The sequence below is a fragment of the Pseudomonas sp. 3-2 genome, from assembly GCF_019710535.1.
GTDB lineage: Bacteria > Pseudomonadota > Gammaproteobacteria > Pseudomonadales > Pseudomonadaceae > Aquipseudomonas > Aquipseudomonas pharyngis.
Genome location: NZ_CP081200.1, coordinates 3,721,263 through 3,739,172, shown reverse-complemented (window position 1 = coordinate 3,739,172; position 17,910 = coordinate 3,721,263). Strand labels below are relative to the sequence as shown.

Sequence of the window (17,910 nt, the reverse complement as noted above, 5' to 3'; positions counted from 1 at the left end):
CCTGCGCGTTTGAACATCTTCCGTCTGACACCTGCCGAGCCCACGCCTGCCGAGCGTCTGCAAAGCGAAGCCCGCGACTGGCTGATCCTGCTGACCTCCGGCCGCGCCACGGTCGCCGACGCCCGAGCGCTGCGCCAGTGGTGCGCGCAAAGCCCGGAACACGCCCGCGCCTTTGAAGAGTGCAAGGCGTTGTGGCATCTGCTGCTACCGGCGGCGGAAGCGATGCAGGCGCCACGACGGTTTGGTCGCCGGGCCTTTCTTGGCGGCGCGATTGCCGCGTCGGCGGCGTTCCTGCTGGTGCGTGGCACGATTCCGGGCGGGTTCTCCGGGCTTGGCGCGGATTACATCACCGAAGTCGGCCAGCAACGCCGGGTCGAACCGGTCGATGGTTTGAGCCTGGAACTGAATACCCAGACCCGCATCAACCAACGCTCGGTGGATGAGGGCGTGCAAGGCTTTGAACTGGTCAGCGGCGAAGTCGAAGTGCAGACCGCACGGCTGCCGATGGCGATGCAGGCCGGTGGTGGATGGCTGCGGGCGAGCAGGGCGCGGTTCAACCTGCGTAACCTTGATCAGCAGGTGTGCGTGACTTGCCTCGATGGCGCGGTGGATGTGGAAGTTGAAGGCCGTAGCCTGCGACTGGAACCGGGCCAGCAACTGACCTATGACGCACAACAGGTCGGCACCGTGCAAAGCGTCGACACGGGGGCGGTGATGAACTGGCGTCAGCAGGTGCTGGTGTTCAACGGCGCGACGCTGAGCCAGATGATCGACGAGATCAACCGCTACCGCCCAGGCATGTTGCTTCTGCTCAATCGCGAACTCGGCCAACGCCGCGTACAAGCACGTTTCTCCCTCGACCAGCTGGCCGGCGTAGGCGCACTGATTCGCGATGCCTACGGCGTCAAATGCACCGAACTGCCGGGCGGCGTAGTCGTCCTCAGCTAATCCAACACAACACCCACAAACACCCTAAAACCCTGTGGGAGCTGGCTTGCCAGCGATAGCGGTATGTCAGGCAATGAAATGTTGGATGTGCAGGCCCCATCGCTGGCAAGTCGAATCGTCGCACCGCAGCTCCCACAGGACCTCAGTGACTTCAATTACTGCAACGGCCCCATCACCTGCCGATACTTCTCCACCCCCTGCGCCGTCTCCCGAGTCAACCGCACCTCCAACCCCAACGGATCCTCCCGCCGATTCCCGCTCAACTGCCGCCACCCCTTGTCCATCTCCCAAACCCGCACCTGCAAATCACTCACCCCGCCCAACACCGCCACCCCAGCCGTCGGCGCTGGCAACGGATACCGACTGCGCGCCGGCGCCACCGCGCGATACAGCGTGTCGCCCTTGAGCCACCACCGAACCCGCTGCAACGCCCCCGGCTGATCCGCCGCTCTACGAATGATGTCCAGCCGAAACCCCTTGCTGTCACTGCTGCGCACCGTAACAGCAGGTGGTGCCGTTGCCGGTTCATCCTCGGTGCCGACCTTCTTCGGCTCCGTCAGCTCAATCCCCGCGCGCATCTCCACGTCCCGCTGCATCTGATTCAACGCCCGCAACAGGCTGTCGTTCTTCTCACCGCTGGCCTGCAAATGGCTGTCGGCGCGGGTGACACTGTCCAGCCCCTTCCAGGCAATCAGACTGACCACCGCCATCAACAAAATCGCGACCATCACCTCGATCAGCGTAAAACCTTGTTGTTTGTTCATTGCACGCTAATCCGGCCCGAAGCATCGCGCAGCACACTCAACCGATTGAGCCCGTCAGACAGCGTCAACTGCAGCGGCGGATTGATCCACTCCGCGTTCAGCACCACTTTCTGCTTCGGCTCCACCCGCACTTCCAGCTTCGGACTCTGCCAGGGACGCGGCCGCAACTGCGGGTCCCGATCGAAATGATCAAAGCCCTTGCCACTGTCACTGCGCCGACTGAACCGAAACCCCTTGCCATCGCTCAACCACGCAATCGGCCGGCCATCGGCGCGAGCCTCAGCCTGAGCAATCTGCAGCAACTGCGCCACGCGCTCGGCGTCCTTGCGCAGCAACTGCAACGGATCGGGCTTGATACTCAGACTGATCGCCGCACTGGCGATACCGATGATCACCAACACCACCATCAACTCGATCAGCGTAAAACCCTGCTGCCTGCACCGGTTCATCGAATGCGCACTCCCTTGCGTCCAGCACGTCCCAAAAAACCATCCTGCACGGCCAACATGTAAGGCGTGTGAAATAAAACCGTGAGAATTGCCGCGTAGTCTGGTCACCGGGACTAAAAGGAGATTCAGCCCATGAGATACACCGCACGCTTTTCACCTCCCCAACTCATCCAGGCCGCCGCGCTGCTGGCTGCCTTGGTCGGCATCGCCACCTGGTCATCCCTGCTCCTGACCACCGCCGAATCCCACACCCCGGCGGCTACGCCGCAACTGCTCGCGGCGCGTAGCGATAACCCGGCATTGCAGTGGTTTTCCAATCGCACGGCGCCGGTGGAGATCAAGGTCAGTGGGGTGATGGCGGGGAGTCGCGGGGCGGTGGCGATTTTGAGTTTGAACGATGGGCCGCCGAGGAGTTTTTTGCAGGGGGAGCGGGTGAGTCCTGGGGTGAAGTTGGTGGCGGTGGAGGGGGATGGGGTGGTGATTGAGCAGGGTGGGGAGAGGGTGCGGTTGGAGGTGGAGAGGTTGGGGGAGGGGGTGGAGATGCCTAGGTTGGTTAGGCCGTGATTTTTTAGCTACTACGGCTCCATTGAAAAGGCCGATTGCTGTAATTCGCCGCTGATGCCACAACTGGTTGACGTTGAGCGGTAGCCACATTAGTAACGACTCACGAACTCGGAAAAACTGTGAGAAACCGAGAGCGATAAATGACCCTCTGGCCTTTGCTGATCAGAGTCGTTGCGAAATTTTCGATACGTTGGCTGCGCGCAGCTGTGCATTTCTCTGCCTAGACTGGCTTCAGTTCGTCCTTGTTGACTTAACTTCAGATAGGGAAATCAGATGCGCCTCAAGTCCGTCAAGCTAACGCACTTTCGCGGTTATCGCACCGTTACGGTGATCCCTGCCAACGAAGCCATGACTGGCATCGTCGGTCGTAACGACTATGGCAAATCCAGCATTCTCGAAGCCTTGGCCGTCTTCTTTGAGGCGGAAGGGTTTAAGCCTGATAAAAGCGACATGAACTGCTTCAGCCTGGCGGAAGGCGCCGACCAATTTGAAATCGCGTGCGAGTTCGATGGGCTTCCCGAGCGTATGGTTTTGGACGAGGTTGCTGAGACGACTTTGGCAGATGAGTACCTTCTGAATGCAGAGGACGCGCTGGAGATTGTCAAAACTTACAAGGCAAGTACTGGAAAACTCGAGCGGATAGCCCTTCGTTGCCAGCATCCTGCGGACCCGGAATTGGCAACCCTACTCAGTCTGAAGATGGCCGATCTTAAAAAGCTTGGGGAGCAGCGCGGGATAGCCGAACAGGTTGCCGACAAGCGAGTAGCCTCACTGTGGCGCCAGGCCATTCGCCGTGCGGCGGGGCATATAGCCTGTCAGGACACAATTCTAGATATCAGCAAAGCGCTTTCGACTGACAACAAATCCATCTGGGAAAAGATCGAGGCACAGTTACCTGTCTTTGCTCTGTTCAAAGCGGACAGGGAGAGCAGTGATGGCGATGCCGAAGCAAAAAATCCGCTGCAGCAAGCGGTCAAGGAGGCTCAGGCCGAACTTCAGGGCCAAATCACTGAATTGGAGCGTCAAATTGAATCCAGCGTATTAGAAGTGGCTGCTCGCACCCTCGACAAGTTGCGAGAGATGGCACCTGAGCTTGCCAACGAGTTGACACCGCGCTTCAAGGATAAGCCGAAGTGGGTATTCAACTTCACCTTGGATGGTGAGAACGGCATACCGATCAATAAACGCGGGAGCGGCGTACGTCGCCTAATTCTTCTCAACTTCTTCCGCGCTGAGGCGGAGAAAGCCGTAGTGGGCACCCAGCGCGACGTCATCTACGCCATTGAGGAACCAGAAACCTCTCAGCATCCGAACTATCAAGTGATGTTGATGCGGGCGCTACTTGAACTGTCTCTGCATCCCAGCCGGCAGATCATTGTTACCACTCACGTGCCAGCCCTGGCTGGTCTTATGCCCATAGAGGGAATCCGTTATGTAACTAAGGGCGAAAACGGTTACCCGATCGTCAAAATGCCTAGTAACGACGTACTGAAGGAAGCTGCTGAAAGCCTTGGTGTGCTTCCTGAGACAGGTCTTGAGCGCGCGCGAGCGGTCGTATTGGTAGAGGGTAAGTCAGACGTAATCTTCCTTAGGCATGCAGCCAACACGCTCAAAGCTGCTGGGCAGCTTGCCTCTAGTTTGGAGGATCTTGGAATCGTCCCAATTCTGATAGGTGGCTGCGGCAGCGTAAAACATTGGGTCACCCTCAATCTCGCAGATGATCTTGGACTTCCATGGTGCGTTTTTTTGGATTCGGACATCGGGGGTACTGCCGAGCAAATGGCTGCGATTACCAAGCGCAAGGGAGAGGTCGAGGCGCGAGGCCGATCGTTCTACTCCACGCGCAAACGAGAAATCGAAAACTACCTTTGCCCCGATTTGATCGAGGCCCAACTCGGAGTCAGTGTGGTTTTATCCGATACCTGCGACGCCAAGAAGTTAATCGGATCAGCAGCGCGTATTAACCCTAACGACGTCATTGACCGATTCTGGCCGTTGATGAGTGCTGATCAAATCCTCCAGCGTTCCAGTTATCGAGAGAACGATGTTGATCGCTCCGAGCTTAAAGAGTTAATTGAGGGCTTGCAGACCTTAATCGCTTGAAGACCGTGCGCCAGAAGCAGCATTTTTGAGGCCATTACTTTTACCGAAGCCTGGCTGATCTGTTTCGCGGCTGGCCGCTATCGGCCATTAGCTGCCGTTGGCAAAATTTTTTAGCTCTTGGTGATGTGGGAAGTCTTGCAAAGCCGAATCGATTCTTCGTACTACAACGTACGTAACTGAGTAGCGACTACGGACGACGCTGGGCGCTCGGGGGCAAGCAAGGTTCAGATCTCCCATGAACTGCAAATGACTGGGGATATGGCAAGCCAGGTATGCAGCCGCCGGGGTTAAGTTCCAAGGATTTCCCACTGACTGCGAGCATATGTCGAATGACTTTGCCACAGGCGCGTGCTGTATTTCGGTGATCGACTCTTTGTCGGACGTGACCGATCAGAGGGCGGTGAAGGCTTGCTACGCCGATGGATCTGTCAGTGCGCTGCGCTGAGCATGTCGCGCGGTTTTGTCCTTGCTACTGCGCCCGCAGGACACGCAAAATGCGGCCACAACGATTGAGTCAGAATTTTTGCCTGCAAACGTAGGCGATTTTTCAGTAATAGAGACTGAGCCATTCCCGAGGCAACACATATGATTTATTCACCGCACTCGCTCCTAAAACTGGTTCGGGATGGAAAACTAATCAAGCATCTTGCTCAGCGTGAGTTGACTACCCCGGAAGGCGTTGGATTTGACCTAAGACTCGCAGGCCTCTCTCGCCTGACTGTAGGGGGTGGAAGCTTGCGGGAGTCTACGCGACGCACCCCTGCCAGCGAGGTCATGCTCGCAGACGCAGATGACTGCTTCGTCATGGAGCCGGGCGAAACTTATCTGGCGAGCACCATGGAAGAATTCGATCTTCCAGAAGATCTGGCAGCGCTTTTTTTTCCTAGAAGCACGCTGTTCAGAAGCGGGATAACGTTCAGTTCCAGTGTCCTGCCGCCAGGTTATATAGGACCGATGACGTTCGCGCTCACCAACCATCACAGCGAGGCGTTTGAAATTCAGATTGGTGCGCGCTTTGCGCACGTTATCTTTCAGGCGGTATCCGGGGATATCGGCCGGTATAAAGGACAGTGGCAGGGTGGCCGCGTCTCGCAGCCCAAGGACGAAGGACAAATCTGATGAGTGTGTTACAGATCAAAGGGCGTACAACGAAATCCCACACGGACTTTGACGCGGCATCGTACTCCAGCAACAGCCTTATTCTCACTAATGCACAGGACGATAGAATCGAAGAGTTTTCGCTCGAACTGTCCGTAGGTGAAGGGTGGAGTGATAACTATTCTGGCAACGACAAAAACCTGTGGCGCATCGTCGATGGCATGACGATCAAGGGCCACGATTCTGTGGTGGTGGAGGCCGCTGAAGAAATAAAGGTGCCGCACAATCGATATGGCATCGTCCTGCCGACGGGCAGTCTTTTTCTTTCACGCGGGGTGCTTGTTGCTTCGGCGAAGGTCGAACCTGCATTTGATGGCAAGCTCAAGCTCAGGATATTCAACACCACCAACAAGAATGTTCACCTGACCAAAGGCGAAAAGCTGGGCTCTGTGATTTTTTTCTCCACAGAATCGACGCATACCCAGAACCCCATCAAGCGTGGCAGTGAAATATCGACGCTTCCCATCACGCGGCGCGCGCGATTGAAGAAATGGTTTTCGCTCAATCCCACCATATGGATCGGGTGGACGCTGAACTTAATCGGAAGCTCCTTGGTGTCTTCTCTTATACTGTACGCGATCTATTACAAGACGATACTGGAACACCAATCGCAGACTCCTCAAGCACAACAAAGCGCTCAGCCATCGCCGAATGAAGTAAAGCCAAAATGATTGTCATTGATAAAAATCTAGAACACCTTGTTGCACAGTATTCAGTATGCGAAAAAACCTTATTTGATGAATTTTCTCTCAAAATTCAATTGGGGCATACGTATTACGAGCCAAAATCTTTGCCCGTCTCCGAAAGCATTGTATACGGTTCGCATCCAGTCCCTTCGACGGTTTTTTCGGAGAAAAAAGAAATTCAGCAAAATTTGGTGCTAAAACCTGGTGAGCAAGTCATTACCTGCAGTAAACATCGATACAAAATACCGTTGGACTATTTTGGCTTGGTGCAAACCAAAGGAACCCTTGCGCGGTTGTTCGTGCAGGTAACCTGTAATGACGGTCAGGTAGAGCCGGGTTTCGACGGGTACATAACCCTCGAAATCATCAATATGTCACCTTGGAAAATCGAAATACCGGCCGTCAGCGATATAGCACAGCTTTATTTGATGAAATGCAGCAGCACCGCTTCTGAGCCATACCACGGTCGGTATATGGATGCTGCCAAAGAAGGGCCCACCCTCGCAGTGTTTCGAAAGTAGATCTCCTCATCGCAGCGGTCGACGCCGCGGGTGAAGACAACCAGGTATTGAAGTTAATTACTAGTTGGCGCCCAAGCTCTCGAATAGTGAAGTTTGGGTCATAGCGGTTGCTAAGCTCGAGTTCCGTTCTTATTCCATCGAACTGCACCGCATCAGACAGTGGCGGCAATTGGCTGGGGCGTCGATTCGGCTAAAACGGAATGTCAGTTAGCGTCTGCTATTGGCCGAAAGCTGCCGCTTATGGACGGCCGCTTGCGTACGTCCGTTTCGGCCGAAAATAGCTGTCGTTATTGGACGTAATAGCAGTTAAACGCAGATTATTCGGGCCGCAATCATCGTAGGTGGCCATCTGCTGCCATACAACCACCCTTTTTTACCAGTTACCCTGCGCACCCCGCGAATGACAGGAATCAGCCGTTTGGGTACAGCCTTTTAGGTTTTGTCCTACAGCCAGCATTTGGGCTTTTCGATAGCGTCGGACTGTCAGAAACCCAAGCCGGGATTCCCGAAGTGAACAAGGATGATTCATGAGTGAAATTGGAAACGTACCGAGGCCCGCGCAACCTAACCCGCCAAGAAAAAAGGTCTACCGTGGCGTAGAACCGACTGACCTGCACGCCAAGCACTGGGCGGAATACCCTGAGGCTCCGGCAGAGAAACCGGCGGCTGCAAAGCCAATAGCTGAACCTGGTTTCTACATCGTTCAGCAAGTCATGCCGCGCTCTGCGCTAGAAGCAGCATTGTTCGATAAGCCGGACGGCGCAACGCTTGAGAAATTCTCGCGCCTCAACCCTCACGTCACCGGTTACGCCAAGCCCGGGCAGCTCATCGTGTTGAGCGATCCGAACAATCCCCAGTGCACACGTGAAGAAGCGTTGCTCATGGAAGCGGCTCAGAAAGTGGACGCGGCACTCAAGCCCATGTCCGACGAAGAAGCGAGCTTCATGGTCCGCTATCGGAGTCAGATAGAATCCGTTCTTTCGCAAGGCTCTACATCAATCGGTGTCGGTGAGTCGATCTTCGCCAAGAATCTTGAAGACGTGAAAACGTCGCTAAAGGAAATCGAAACGCTGCATCAGAAAAGTTTTCAGCGTGACGGTCACTTGCGTAGTTCGGAGTTTTTTAACGAGCGCGCACGACTGTTTGCCAAGCTTGATAGACAGCTCAACGGGTTAACCAGAAAGGGTATCGGTTTCCCTGATCATCCAAGTCTGAAATCAGCTCTTGGCATCTCAAGCAAAAGCCTGGTGCATCACTGGACCCTGGCCGGTGCTCCGGGACAGATTCCCGGTTACGCCACTCACGCAGAAGGTGTCGCCAGAGCAGCCAAGGTTGTGAAGTATGGTGGCTGGGTGGGTACAGCCGTAGGTGGCGGGGCGTCTTACATGAAGGTTCTAGAAGTCTGTGCGGCAGGTAATAAAGATGCTTGCGAAAAAATCAAATATACCGAGGCTGGTAACTTTGTCGGAGGAGTGGCCGGCGGTGCTGCTACCGGCGCGTTTTTGACCGGTTCCACAGCGGGGATTATCTGTGTTGGCTTGGGTGTACCCACAGGTGGCATGGCAACCTTGGCATGTGGCGTCATCGTCGTAGCGGCGGGCTCATATGCGGGTGGAGTCCTTGGTGGGGCTACAGGCGAATGGGCGGGTGAGAAGATCTATGAGGCAGGTAAATGAGTTTGAACGTCGTTGATAAGGTGCTTCTGGCCATTGCCGTCGCTGATCTGGCAGGACTTGTTCTTTGGATTGGAGTCTGTTTGCACCTTGCGTATACGAAGATGGATCTGATGTTGGAGCATCTGAAGAATTGCTCAGCCATCATGACTCGCGCTCCGCTTCGGAATGGAGGGCCTTGGGGAAAACTTCTGCTCGTTGGTGGCATTTCGGGAATTGTGACATTCCCCAATTTTTATTTGAAAAGGGGTGAGCTGAACTCTCAAGATCTAGCCAATTTCCCGGTCCCCCTTAAACGCAAGCTGATAGTGCTGCAATGGAGCGTGATTTCTTTGTTATTGGTCATGATCTGCTTCGGAGTAGCTGTGAAGTCAGGGCTTGTTTAGCGCATTGTGCAACGCGCGGATCTCACTCTTACGCAAAATTAAGAGCCTCGTTTGTACGGTCGGAGGGCTACAGACAAAGGCGTCACAAGAATGGAAAAAGCTTCTAATCGCGGCGGTCTTCGCCCTAGTGACCATGCTTTACGTCGGCTACTACGAAGCTCTTGAGGACGGAGACATCGAGACCATTGTCTTCATCAAGAAGCATCCGACGTTTCAGATGAAGTTCTACAACATCCACGCTAATGACGGAGAGATCAGGAAGGTAGAGCGCCTGACAGCAGAGGAGCAAGAGTGGATTACTGATTACTGCTGGTACCGGTTGGGAATCGACACCGACCTCAAAACTCAGGATGACGTCGAGAGGTGCTGGAAAAAATAAGCTGTCTATTTGGCCAAGGTTGCCAGCTAGGACCGGCAGCCAAGACCATTTTCTACCCACTGTTGGGATAAGGGAGGCAGCCTGCCTACTCAATTCGGCCAGGTGGGCCATGTTGTCACTGATACACTGATTTCGACTCGCCGATTAGCCAGGAGCTGAGATGGATATCAAAGAGTTTTGCGTCGCTCATGGATTTGACTTGAGTAAAAGTGGAGTGGCGTTAGGAGGTGGAAGTTTTGGAATGACAGATCTGAAAATTTCTCCAATGGAATTTTTGATCTTGGCCGAAGAAGATTTTGAGCGGGGCGGATTGGCCGCGCTTGTGAACGCAACGACCAATGTGAAACGAGCCATTGTCGGACAGCTTGATCAGTTACTGATCTCCTTCGGCTATCCATCACTTAGATGGAACGTGCCAAAAAAGATCGAGCGAGTAAGGGCGCTTGGATTATTGGCGCCCAGTCTGTTGCGTAAAGTCGTCGATATGCGAAATTTTCTTGAACACGAGTACGCGACACCGGAGCTCAAAAACGTTGAGGAAGCATTAGATATTGCGAGTCTATTTGTAATGTCCGCTTCAGCTATGTTCGTTCCGTTCGATGATGTTCTGGAGTTTTCACGGCCTGAGCCCCAAGTGGCAGACGGCGCTGTCGCACTTCTCACTGCAGGGTTGAGACGGGAGTCAGGCAGGGTTTTTTACAACGTCTACGCATATGAAACTGGCGGGTATGCTGGACATTGTGTTGGTCAATGCCAGATTCAATCAGGGCATGTCCTGTTTGAAGCAATGGTCAAGCTTTCGGCATCGCTGATGCTTCGATACAAAGTAAACCAAGCGATCAATGATTTTGAAGCTGCGTATGCTCAGTTATGAGTGCTCGATAGGTGAGTACAGCCGGTTATGGGGAGGATTTATTTAAGTGGGGGAGGTGCCGCAGTAAGGCCTCGATAAACGCCTGTGTTTAAAAAGACATCTCCAGACACTCTCTCAGGCTACATATCCTTGCGCCGTTGCCTACAGCTACGCCAGAATCCGCCGGCTTGTGCGCTTTGTACCTGGTCTTTATCGTCTACGTGTCGCTGGTAACCCAGCGACCGGGTTTAGCGACCCGACCAGGTATAAGTTCAACGACGCTCCTGTTTGTCGCAGACATTTGCGATGGCGATATGGTGGCTGTGCGTGGGAGACCTTCGGGTCTGCCGGGTCTTATACCTCTCGGTTCGCTAACCCGCGTACAGCTGCCACCCTTACTTGTTTAGCGACAGGTGTTGGTGGTTCCACCAGGTATAAAAATGGAGCTTCACCATGATCAAACCAACACCCAACCCGCCCGAAACCGACTCGGTTTCCCCCTACGAATCCATCGATTCCAGAAAACTCCACGAAGCCGCTGACCGCGCGCTCGATCATTACCTCTGTCCGCCCGGCTCCACGCCGCCCCCACGCAGAACCCGCGGGATGTATGCCGTGACGGCGGACAACAAAAACGAAGAACTGCTGATTGATGCCAGTGAAACTCTCGCTTCGGCCCAAACCATTGCCCAGAACATCGCCAGTCTGGTGCCGGCTTCGCAGCGTCGGGCGTTGGTGGGCATTGCGCAGTTGATCATGCTCGGCGAGTTGGCGGTGAATCGGGCGTTGGATAATTTGCAATTGCCGGTGAAGCAGACCTCGGGATCACCTGCTGATTAAACGGGTGTCAATTTTGGCGCCTTCGCGAGCAAGCCCGATCCCACGGAATTTATGTTGATCACAGATATTGTGTAGGTGCTGAAATTTGTGGGAGCTGGACTGGCAGAGAGGGCGATGGCACATGCGCTGTTTCTGACGCCTAGCCGTCAGTGGAAAAAGGGGATCGATTCATTTCAATCGATCCCTTTTTGTTGCTTAACCCGCGTCGCCGCTCTTTGGCTCTGAAGGCGCATCAGGACATTCATCGGTCCATCGCGTTACCGTCATGTCTTTGAGTTGCTCACCCATGGTGTCGACACGCAAGCAGGCGCCTTTCTTTGAATAGAACAGGATGCAGCGCGAGCTATCGAAAGAGCAGACATCGAGCTCCAGGAAGTTGCGTGCGGCCAGCTCCCGCTCGACACCACTGTATTCATAGCCATCGCTGGTGTGCATCCGGGTTGGCTTCCATCCTTGTTTGATCAACTTGGATCTGGCCGACACCAAGGGCTCATCGACGGTGATGCCTGCTGACCCGTTTTTGTCGTTTGCCGCTTGCGAGACATCAGCGCACGCAGCGCTTGTGCCCATGCAACAAATGGCGATGAGGAGCATCGGGGCCTTCATTTAGCCGTTCCCCTGATTTTTCTTGCGGCGTAATAAATGACCGCTATCAAAAAATTCTTGAGCTCCCACGCCCAAGCGCCCGCGAGCATGCAGATAACCAGAAAATGAAAATATTGATGAAACTCTGTAGCAGGCACTTTCTGCGCGCTTTTCCCGACCAGTCCAAGCGTCGTCAGGCTAATGCAAAAAGCACTCAAACACCGTAAGGCGAGATAGCAAAGGTCTTTGATGTTGGTCGTATACATCCAGCTTTTCGCAGATTCAGAAAACAGAGCAGCCCACCCCAGGTGAAAGACGCTTGCGTAGATGAAGGTCAGGCTTAGACGTTGCGCCACATCAGCGCCGGAGCTTAGGTAAAACTCCGAATAGAAATGGTCGAGAGAAATGCCTACCGGACGAAAGAGGTCGAGGAGGGGAAAAAGGGCAACCCCGCCGGCGAGATAGATTGCCAAAAAAGCGATGATTTTCATCTCGCACTCCATTGCTTCGTATAACGGCATCGACAAACGATTTTTCGATCAGGCAAGTCGACAGCATAGACATCCTGGCCATTTGCGGTAATTCAGTCGCTGGAAAATAGAGGGGGTAGAGCGCCTGACAGCAGAGGAACGGGGGTGGATTATTGATTACTGCAAGTATCGCTTGGGAGCGACACCGACCTGAATACGCAGGATGACGTCGAGATGTGCCGCAAAAAATAGAACTGCTCATTTGGCCGAGGTCATCAGTTACACCTGACAACCTCGGCCATTTTCTTTCCGGCTGCTGAGCTACAGCGCTTAGCCGATCACGCCTTCACCTCAACATGATCCAACGCCTGATTCACCGCCAGCTCGCTCAACATCACCAACTGCGCAATCCCGATCGCAGTCTTGCGATGGGCAGGCTCCAGCGTGGCCGCGAAGTTGTTGAGCATTTCGCTCGCCGATCCCAGGGATTCGCTGGCATTGGCTAGAAGGGACTCGGTGTTGTAGGCCGGGTTAGCCAGGTACATGGGGTCGTGTTTATGGTGGCTGCCCATGATGCGTTGCTGCGGAGTGAGGTAGTGGTCGAGGGCGCGTTCGGCGGCTTCGTTCAGGGTTCGGGAGTCGGGGAATTTGTAGGGGGAGACCGGATCGGTTTCTGGTGGGTTTGGTGTTGGTTTGAACATAGATGTAGCTCCATATGGGACTTAAGGAGCCATCACTCTCGCTACCAAACGAGTGGTGGTGGCCATACGAAGGTTGGTAGACCGGCCCATATGGAAAATCCGGCGCGCCCGAGGGCGCCCTGCGCATGGCCACCATAAGACGGATGCCGAAAGAGCATCTGCGCTAGGTGACGTTATGCGTCATATGGGAGGTCGGGCTACCAAACCCGATCACTGTTTTTCAGTGACCCGGAAACGATAAAACCCGCACCCTAGACGCACAAGCCGGCGGATTCTGGCGTAGTCGTAGGCAATGACGCAAGGCGTTGTAGCCTTGAGGAAGTAACGGAGGGTGTCTTTAAACGGGGTCGTGGGAATTGATTAAACAGGTGAAAAAAGAAGGCCAATTTTCCTGTCTGGAAATAAATCTGGCCTCTCTCATTCAGTCGTTCCCCTGATTTTTCTTGCGGTGTAATGAATGACGGCTATCAAAAAATTCTTGAGCTCCCACGCCCAAACGCCCGCGAGCATGCCGATAACCAGAAAATGAAAATATTGATGAAATTCTGTAGAGGGCACTTTCTGTGCGCTTTTCCCGACCAGTCCAAGCGTCATCAGGCTGATGCAAAAATAGCTCAAACACCGTAAGGCGAGATAGCAAAGGTCTTTGATGTTGGTCGTGTACACCCAGCTTTTTGCGGATTCAGAAAACAGGGCAGCCCACCCCAGATGAAACACGCTTGCGTAGATGAAGCTCAGGCTTAGACGTTGCGCCACATCAGCGCCGGGGCTGAGGTAGAACTCCGAATAGAATCGGTCGAGAGAGATGCCTACCGGACGAAAGAGGTCGATGAGGGGAAACAGGGCAACCCCGCCGGCGAGATAGATAGCAAAAAAAGCGATGATTTTCATCCTGCACTCCATTGCTTCGTAAACGGCATTGGTTGATGATTTTTCGTCCGGGGGAATTCGAAAGCATAGTTACCCTTGTCACATCCGTTTATTGGCCTGGGAGCGAAATCTCAGCCTGGTCTATAGCTCCTGTTTTCGGCGTGCTGCTGATCTCCGGGGCTTCATTCCGATTCATATCAACTTACACCACCGCCTATTAGGCGGCGCGCAGTGATGGAAATGGATATGCACAAATGCATTGATTAACTATGCATAAATGCATAATCTTGCTTCCAGCCGGTTCCGCAAGCCGTCTAAAAACAAATCTCTCCACCCCACCGCAACCCGTCCTCAACATCTCAGGTTGCCACCGAGCCCCGCCAGACGCGGAGCTTTCTCCAAGCAAAAGGATTTATGCCCAATGACAGGAAACACCACAAACCTCGCCGCCCAGATTGATTGCATGACGGTCGATATCCTCGAAGATCTCCGCGCCGTTAGTTCGGCCACATACAAGAAGGTTTCAACGCTTGGTTTTTATGCTCGCGGAGATGGAGGGCATGCCGAGTACGTTTTGGACACAACAGGCACGACGGCCAAGGAGGCAAGCCCGATGGTTATCGTCGCGACCGATGGTGGCCGTTGGAAGTTGATGCACGACGGCAATGTCACCGCCGAGCAGTGTGGCTTCAAGCGCGATGGCTCGGTGAATACCCAAAGTGTTTTGAATCTGGCGAACGCTGCAGTGACGGCTGCAGGCGCGAGAATCGTGTGGGGTTACGGCACTTACGTCTGTGAGTTCATCCAGATCATTCCGAACATGTCCTGGGTTGGCAAAGGGCAGTTCTTTACCATTCTCAAGGCCAATGGTGGCTTGAACACGGATTTCATTTCTTCGAATTTCAACGTCAACACGAACAACGTTTCGATTGTCGGTATGCAGTTCGACGGCAACCGGGCCAACAACACCAGCGGAAACACCTTTGCCCTCAAAGGCGCCAAGCAGAGCCTGCGACAGATCACGATAACGCAGTCTGCCTACCATGGGTTGGTTACTGATTTCGACATCATTGACGGTGAGCGCAAGCTCGGTTTTGAAAGCACGTATGAAGACATTCTGATTGACACAACGGGTCGCCATGGCTGGTTGTACAACGGCCCGACCGATTCCTCGATGACTAACGTCACGTTGCTGGACTGTGGAGTCTCCGCGGATAACTCCTTTTTTGGGTTGTACGCGAGCAGAAACTTCAGAGCGGACAACCTGCATCCTTGGAACCGTTCTTCCACCAGTAATGTTCCAGCGGCGTCGGTTTATATCGAGGACACTGCACCAGGTTGTACGGCCGTCAATTCACACTTTGAGGGAGGTCACTGCCCACTCAAGATTAGCAGCAATCAGAACTCATTCAGCGACTGTGATTACTACGCGACCCGTGGCACCTACTGTATTGAAAACTATGGAACGGCGAACAGGATCAGCGGTGTGCTTGGCGCGACAGCGGCGGCGGTGAACCCTAATTACCGGGGTATTCTGATGAATGGCGCAGGTAACATGGTCGATCTCACCGACGGTGGATGTGTGAACGGCGCGATCGACTTCAATGGCAGTCAGGGCGGCAACCTTGTGCGGATTTCCGGCTATCGGAATTCGGGTGTTCCTTATGTCGGAACGCCTAATCCTGCGGATGTCGTGCTTCTGGTTATTCTCGGTGCGGGAGGCGGAGTACTGAAACCCTGATTGACTTGATTCATCTGGCCGAGGTTGTCAGCTATGTCTGGTGACCTGGGCCATTCAGTCTTGGGGCCGATTCAACAACGTATCCAGCCGCGCAAGCGGCGGCCCCTCCTGGCTGCGATCGAAGACTTGCACACCAACCTTCAACAACCGCCCATTCTCCACCGCCCCAATCACCTGCTCACACCGCAACAACAACCGCCCCTGATCACATTCCATCGCCTTGACCCCCATCGGCAACTTGCCTTCCAACCGCAATTCCGCCATCCGACTCTGCGCCGCAATCATCGCAATCGAACGATCCCGCAAAACCCCGCTGCTCTGCGTCATCAACCCCGCCACGCGCACGGCGGCGGACATGGCGACGGCGATGATCGCCAGTGCGACGAGCACTTCAATCAGGGTGAATCCGGCTTGTGGGGTTTTGTTGGGCATCGGGACATTTCGATGGGAAGGAGGTCGCACTGTAAACATCGGAGTTGACCGATTGCTGACCAAAGCTCCCGAGGACGCTAGACCGTTGGTCGCTACTGTCAGATCTGACAGTAGCGACACTTATGTCCGTGAGATTTGATTGAGGCGTCCCTGAAAAAGCTCTGTCTGGCGGGTATTTTTGCAGAGGGTTTCCAAGGGCATCCGCCAGTTGGAATTGCGTCTGTCGCTGGCTACGTCCATTCGAGAGAGGAATTTCACTGATGAGAATGCTCACGGTTGTGATGCTGTGCCTGTTGGTGGGCTGCACCAGCCAGCAGCAGGTCTCCGATGATCTGCAGATTCAGCAAGCTACCCTTGACGGAGCGGCAACGGCCGCCAGGCTCCAGGCACTTTATAACGGCACTCGTACCGATTGCGGCGGTCCATCCCGGCCTGCGTTTCTGTGCGAAGGCGTCATGGCCAGGGGAACGGTGAAATCGCTGGCCTATCATGTCTGGAACCCGAGTCCGGGCTCGGTGCAGCAGGGGCGGGTGTCATGGTCATGGCTACGACGTGATTCGTCTTTCAAAGGTTTTTACTACAACAACGGCTACATCATCTATCCGATCTTCGAGAGCCCGACAGACAAGGTCGATTTCGATTTTTTCTGCATTTTTCCCATGAACGGCAGCACCGCCTCCCGCTCTGAAAACGGTTGTGGCGCGCTGGCTTCTCAACCGCTCACCAGCCGGCCTTGCCACATTCAGGGCATCACCACGGCCCAGCAGTGGATGACCAATTACCGTACCAACAATGCGCAATGCGGCTTCAATGTCCGCGAAACGACGGCAGGCGATCACTCGGCGTCTGCCTATATTGAAGGCATTCGCGCGATGGCGTTGTTGGGGGCCACTTCGTTCCAGGGCTGGAACGAAGTCGTCAGCGGTATCTGGCCGCAAAACATTCATCGCACCGTGCCGCTGTGGGCGTTCTTCTACACGGGCAGTGGCCTGCCCGATGCTCAATACAACCAGAAGGATTTCTATACGGCTTCAGGGGGGATCGTGGCGCCAATCATTCGGGTGACCATGCCCACCGTGCAGGGTGGCAGCGCCAGCTTCCAGTTTTTCAGCGGGGAACAGGTGGTGGGCAAGTGGCAATCAACGAACCCAGCGAAAGGCACTTATGCAGGTACGCAGTGACAGGTGCTGCGTAAGGCTGGGCGGCGACCGGGCAGTCGCCGCCCAGCCTCTATTTGGATGACTTTTTCTCCCGAGGATTTTCAACATCCCTGACATATCTTCTTGCAACACTGCGCGTCGAATCGAATCAAGCCAGGGAATGACGAGATGGATATCGCGCAGTTCAAACAGCCCAGTCGACCGAGCCGGATGCCCCGTGGGCAGCAGGGTTTCACGCTGATCGAGATCATGGTGGTGGTGGTGATTCTCGGGATTCTGGCGGCGATGGTGGTGCCCAAGGTGCTCGACCGGCCGGATCAGGCGCGGGCCACGGCGGCGAAGCAGGACATTGGCGGGTTGATGCAGGCGCTGAAGCTGTATCGCCTCGATCACGGCACTTACCCGAGCCAGAGCCAGGGCCTGAAAGTGCTGGTGGAGCGGCCGGCCGATGCGAAGAACACCAACTGGCGCTCGTACCTGGAGCGCCTGCCGAATGACCCGTGGGGTCGTCCTTATCAGTACCTCAATCCCGGTGCCAACGGCGAGATCGACATCTTTTCCCTCGGTGCCGACGGCCAGCCTGACGGCGACGGCGTGAATGCCGACATCGGTTCCTGGCAGTTGTAA

The 17,910-nt window shown here is 54.7% G+C and carries 21 protein-coding genes; 14 read left to right on the top strand and 7 right to left on the bottom strand.

Going from position 1 to position 17,910, the window contains the following annotated elements; translation table 11 throughout:
- The first annotated feature begins 9 nt into the window (after positions 1-9).
- Positions 10-948, top strand: a complete 939-nt coding sequence (locus K3819_RS16725) for a DUF4880 domain-containing protein (RefSeq protein ID WP_221397508.1) — start codon at positions 10-12, stop codon at positions 946-948.
- Positions 949-1,103: 155 nt separating this feature from the next.
- Here the strand turns inward: K3819_RS16725 and K3819_RS16720 are convergent, their stop codons facing one another.
- Positions 1,104-1,712, bottom strand: coding sequence for a prepilin-type N-terminal cleavage/methylation domain-containing protein (locus tag K3819_RS16720; protein ID WP_221397507.1), 609 nt, complete (start codon positions 1,710-1,712; stop codon positions 1,104-1,106).
- On the bottom strand, positions 1,709-2,161 hold the full coding sequence (gspH, locus tag K3819_RS16715) for a type II secretion system minor pseudopilin GspH (protein WP_011334577.1): 453 nt from the start codon (positions 2,159-2,161) through the stop codon (positions 1,709-1,711). The genes K3819_RS16720 and gspH overlap by 4 nt, the downstream gene beginning before the upstream one ends.
- A 132-nt stretch (positions 2,162-2,293) precedes the next feature.
- Between gspH and K3819_RS16710 the strand changes: the two genes are divergently transcribed.
- The 10 genes from K3819_RS16710 (at position 2,294) to K3819_RS16665 (ending at position 11,324) form a co-directional block, all read left to right on the top strand.
- Positions 2,294-2,725, top strand: coding sequence for a type II secretion system protein N (locus K3819_RS16710; protein WP_064381190.1), 432 nt, complete (start codon positions 2,294-2,296; stop codon positions 2,723-2,725).
- 273 nt (positions 2,726-2,998) lie between these two features.
- Entirely contained in the window at positions 2,999-4,828 is a 1,830-nt protein-coding gene (locus tag K3819_RS16705) for an AAA family ATPase (RefSeq protein WP_221397506.1), read from the top strand.
- Positions 4,829-5,413: 585 nt separating this feature from the next.
- The gene (locus tag K3819_RS29700; RefSeq protein WP_221397505.1) at positions 5,414-5,947 is read left to right on the top strand and encodes a dCTP deaminase domain-containing protein; all 534 of its coding nucleotides are present in this window, start codon (positions 5,414-5,416) and stop codon (positions 5,945-5,947) included.
- A complete protein-coding gene (locus K3819_RS16695; protein WP_221397504.1) occupies positions 5,947-6,657 on the top strand; it encodes a dCTP deaminase domain-containing protein in 711 nt (236 codons plus the stop codon). The genes K3819_RS29700 and K3819_RS16695 overlap by 1 nt, the downstream gene beginning before the upstream one ends.
- Positions 6,654-7,193 carry a dCTP deaminase domain-containing protein gene (locus K3819_RS16690; protein WP_221397503.1) on the top strand — a complete coding sequence of 180 codons (540 nt, stop codon included), beginning with the start codon at positions 6,654-6,656 and terminating at the stop codon, positions 7,191-7,193. The genes K3819_RS16695 and K3819_RS16690 overlap by 4 nt, the downstream gene beginning before the upstream one ends.
- A 527-nt stretch (positions 7,194-7,720) precedes the next feature.
- Positions 7,721-8,869 (top strand): hypothetical protein, encoded by a 1,149-nt coding sequence (locus K3819_RS16685; protein ID WP_221397502.1) that lies wholly within the window; start codon positions 7,721-7,723, stop codon positions 8,867-8,869.
- Complete coding sequence (locus K3819_RS16680; RefSeq protein ID WP_102687571.1) at positions 8,866-9,252, top strand: hypothetical protein; 387 nt, start codon at positions 8,866-8,868, stop codon at positions 9,250-9,252. Before K3819_RS16685 ends, K3819_RS16680 begins: the two co-directional genes overlap by 4 nt.
- 133 nt (positions 9,253-9,385) lie before the next feature.
- Positions 9,386-9,631 (top strand): hypothetical protein, encoded by a 246-nt coding sequence (locus K3819_RS16675; RefSeq protein WP_221399714.1) that lies wholly within the window; start codon positions 9,386-9,388, stop codon positions 9,629-9,631.
- Between the two features lie 160 nt (positions 9,632-9,791).
- A complete protein-coding gene (locus tag K3819_RS16670) occupies positions 9,792-10,505 on the top strand; it encodes a hypothetical protein (protein WP_119428684.1) in 714 nt (237 codons plus the stop codon).
- 432 nt (positions 10,506-10,937) lie between these two features.
- Positions 10,938-11,324, top strand: a complete 387-nt coding sequence (locus tag K3819_RS16665; RefSeq protein ID WP_085730684.1) for a DUF6124 family protein — start codon at positions 10,938-10,940, stop codon at positions 11,322-11,324.
- Positions 11,325-11,519: 195 nt separating this feature from the next.
- On the opposite strand, the gene K3819_RS16660 is transcribed toward K3819_RS16665, so the two are convergent.
- The 4 genes from K3819_RS16660 to K3819_RS16645 all read right to left on the bottom strand — a co-directional run bounded on the left by K3819_RS16660 (position 11,520) and on the right by K3819_RS16645 (position 13,971).
- Positions 11,520-11,930: a hypothetical protein gene (locus K3819_RS16660; protein WP_221397501.1), complete on the bottom strand. Its 411-nt coding sequence runs from the start codon at positions 11,928-11,930 to the stop codon at positions 11,520-11,522.
- On the bottom strand, positions 11,927-12,400 hold the full coding sequence (locus K3819_RS16655) for a hypothetical protein (RefSeq protein ID WP_221397500.1): 474 nt from the start codon (positions 12,398-12,400) through the stop codon (positions 11,927-11,929). The genes K3819_RS16660 and K3819_RS16655 overlap by 4 nt, the downstream gene beginning before the upstream one ends.
- A gap of 317 nt (positions 12,401-12,717) precedes the next feature.
- On the bottom strand, positions 12,718-13,080 hold the full coding sequence (locus tag K3819_RS16650; protein WP_007959368.1) for a DUF6124 family protein: 363 nt from the start codon (positions 13,078-13,080) through the stop codon (positions 12,718-12,720).
- Between the two features lie 417 nt (positions 13,081-13,497).
- Entirely contained in the window at positions 13,498-13,971 is a 474-nt protein-coding gene (locus tag K3819_RS16645; protein WP_221397499.1) for a hypothetical protein, read from the bottom strand.
- A 400-nt stretch (positions 13,972-14,371) separates the two neighbouring features.
- Here K3819_RS16645 and K3819_RS16640 point away from each other — a divergent pair, with 400 nt between their 5' ends.
- Complete coding sequence (locus K3819_RS16640; RefSeq protein ID WP_221397498.1) at positions 14,372-15,691, top strand: hypothetical protein; 1,320 nt, start codon at positions 14,372-14,374, stop codon at positions 15,689-15,691.
- A gap of 54 nt (positions 15,692-15,745) precedes the next feature.
- On the opposite strand, the gene gspI is transcribed toward K3819_RS16640, so the two are convergent.
- Positions 15,746-16,123 (bottom strand): type II secretion system minor pseudopilin GspI, encoded by a 378-nt coding sequence (gene gspI, locus K3819_RS16635; protein WP_085610507.1) that lies wholly within the window; start codon positions 16,121-16,123, stop codon positions 15,746-15,748.
- A 260-nt stretch (positions 16,124-16,383) separates the two neighbouring features.
- Between gspI and K3819_RS16630 the strand changes: the two genes are divergently transcribed.
- Together K3819_RS16630 and gspG are read left to right on the top strand one after the other, a co-directional pair.
- A complete protein-coding gene (locus K3819_RS16630; RefSeq protein ID WP_221397497.1) occupies positions 16,384-17,304 on the top strand; it encodes a halovibrin HvnC in 921 nt (306 codons plus the stop codon).
- Positions 17,305-17,451: 147 nt separating this feature from the next.
- Positions 17,452-17,910, top strand: coding sequence for a type II secretion system major pseudopilin GspG (gspG, locus tag K3819_RS16625; protein ID WP_085610505.1), 459 nt, complete (start codon positions 17,452-17,454; stop codon positions 17,908-17,910).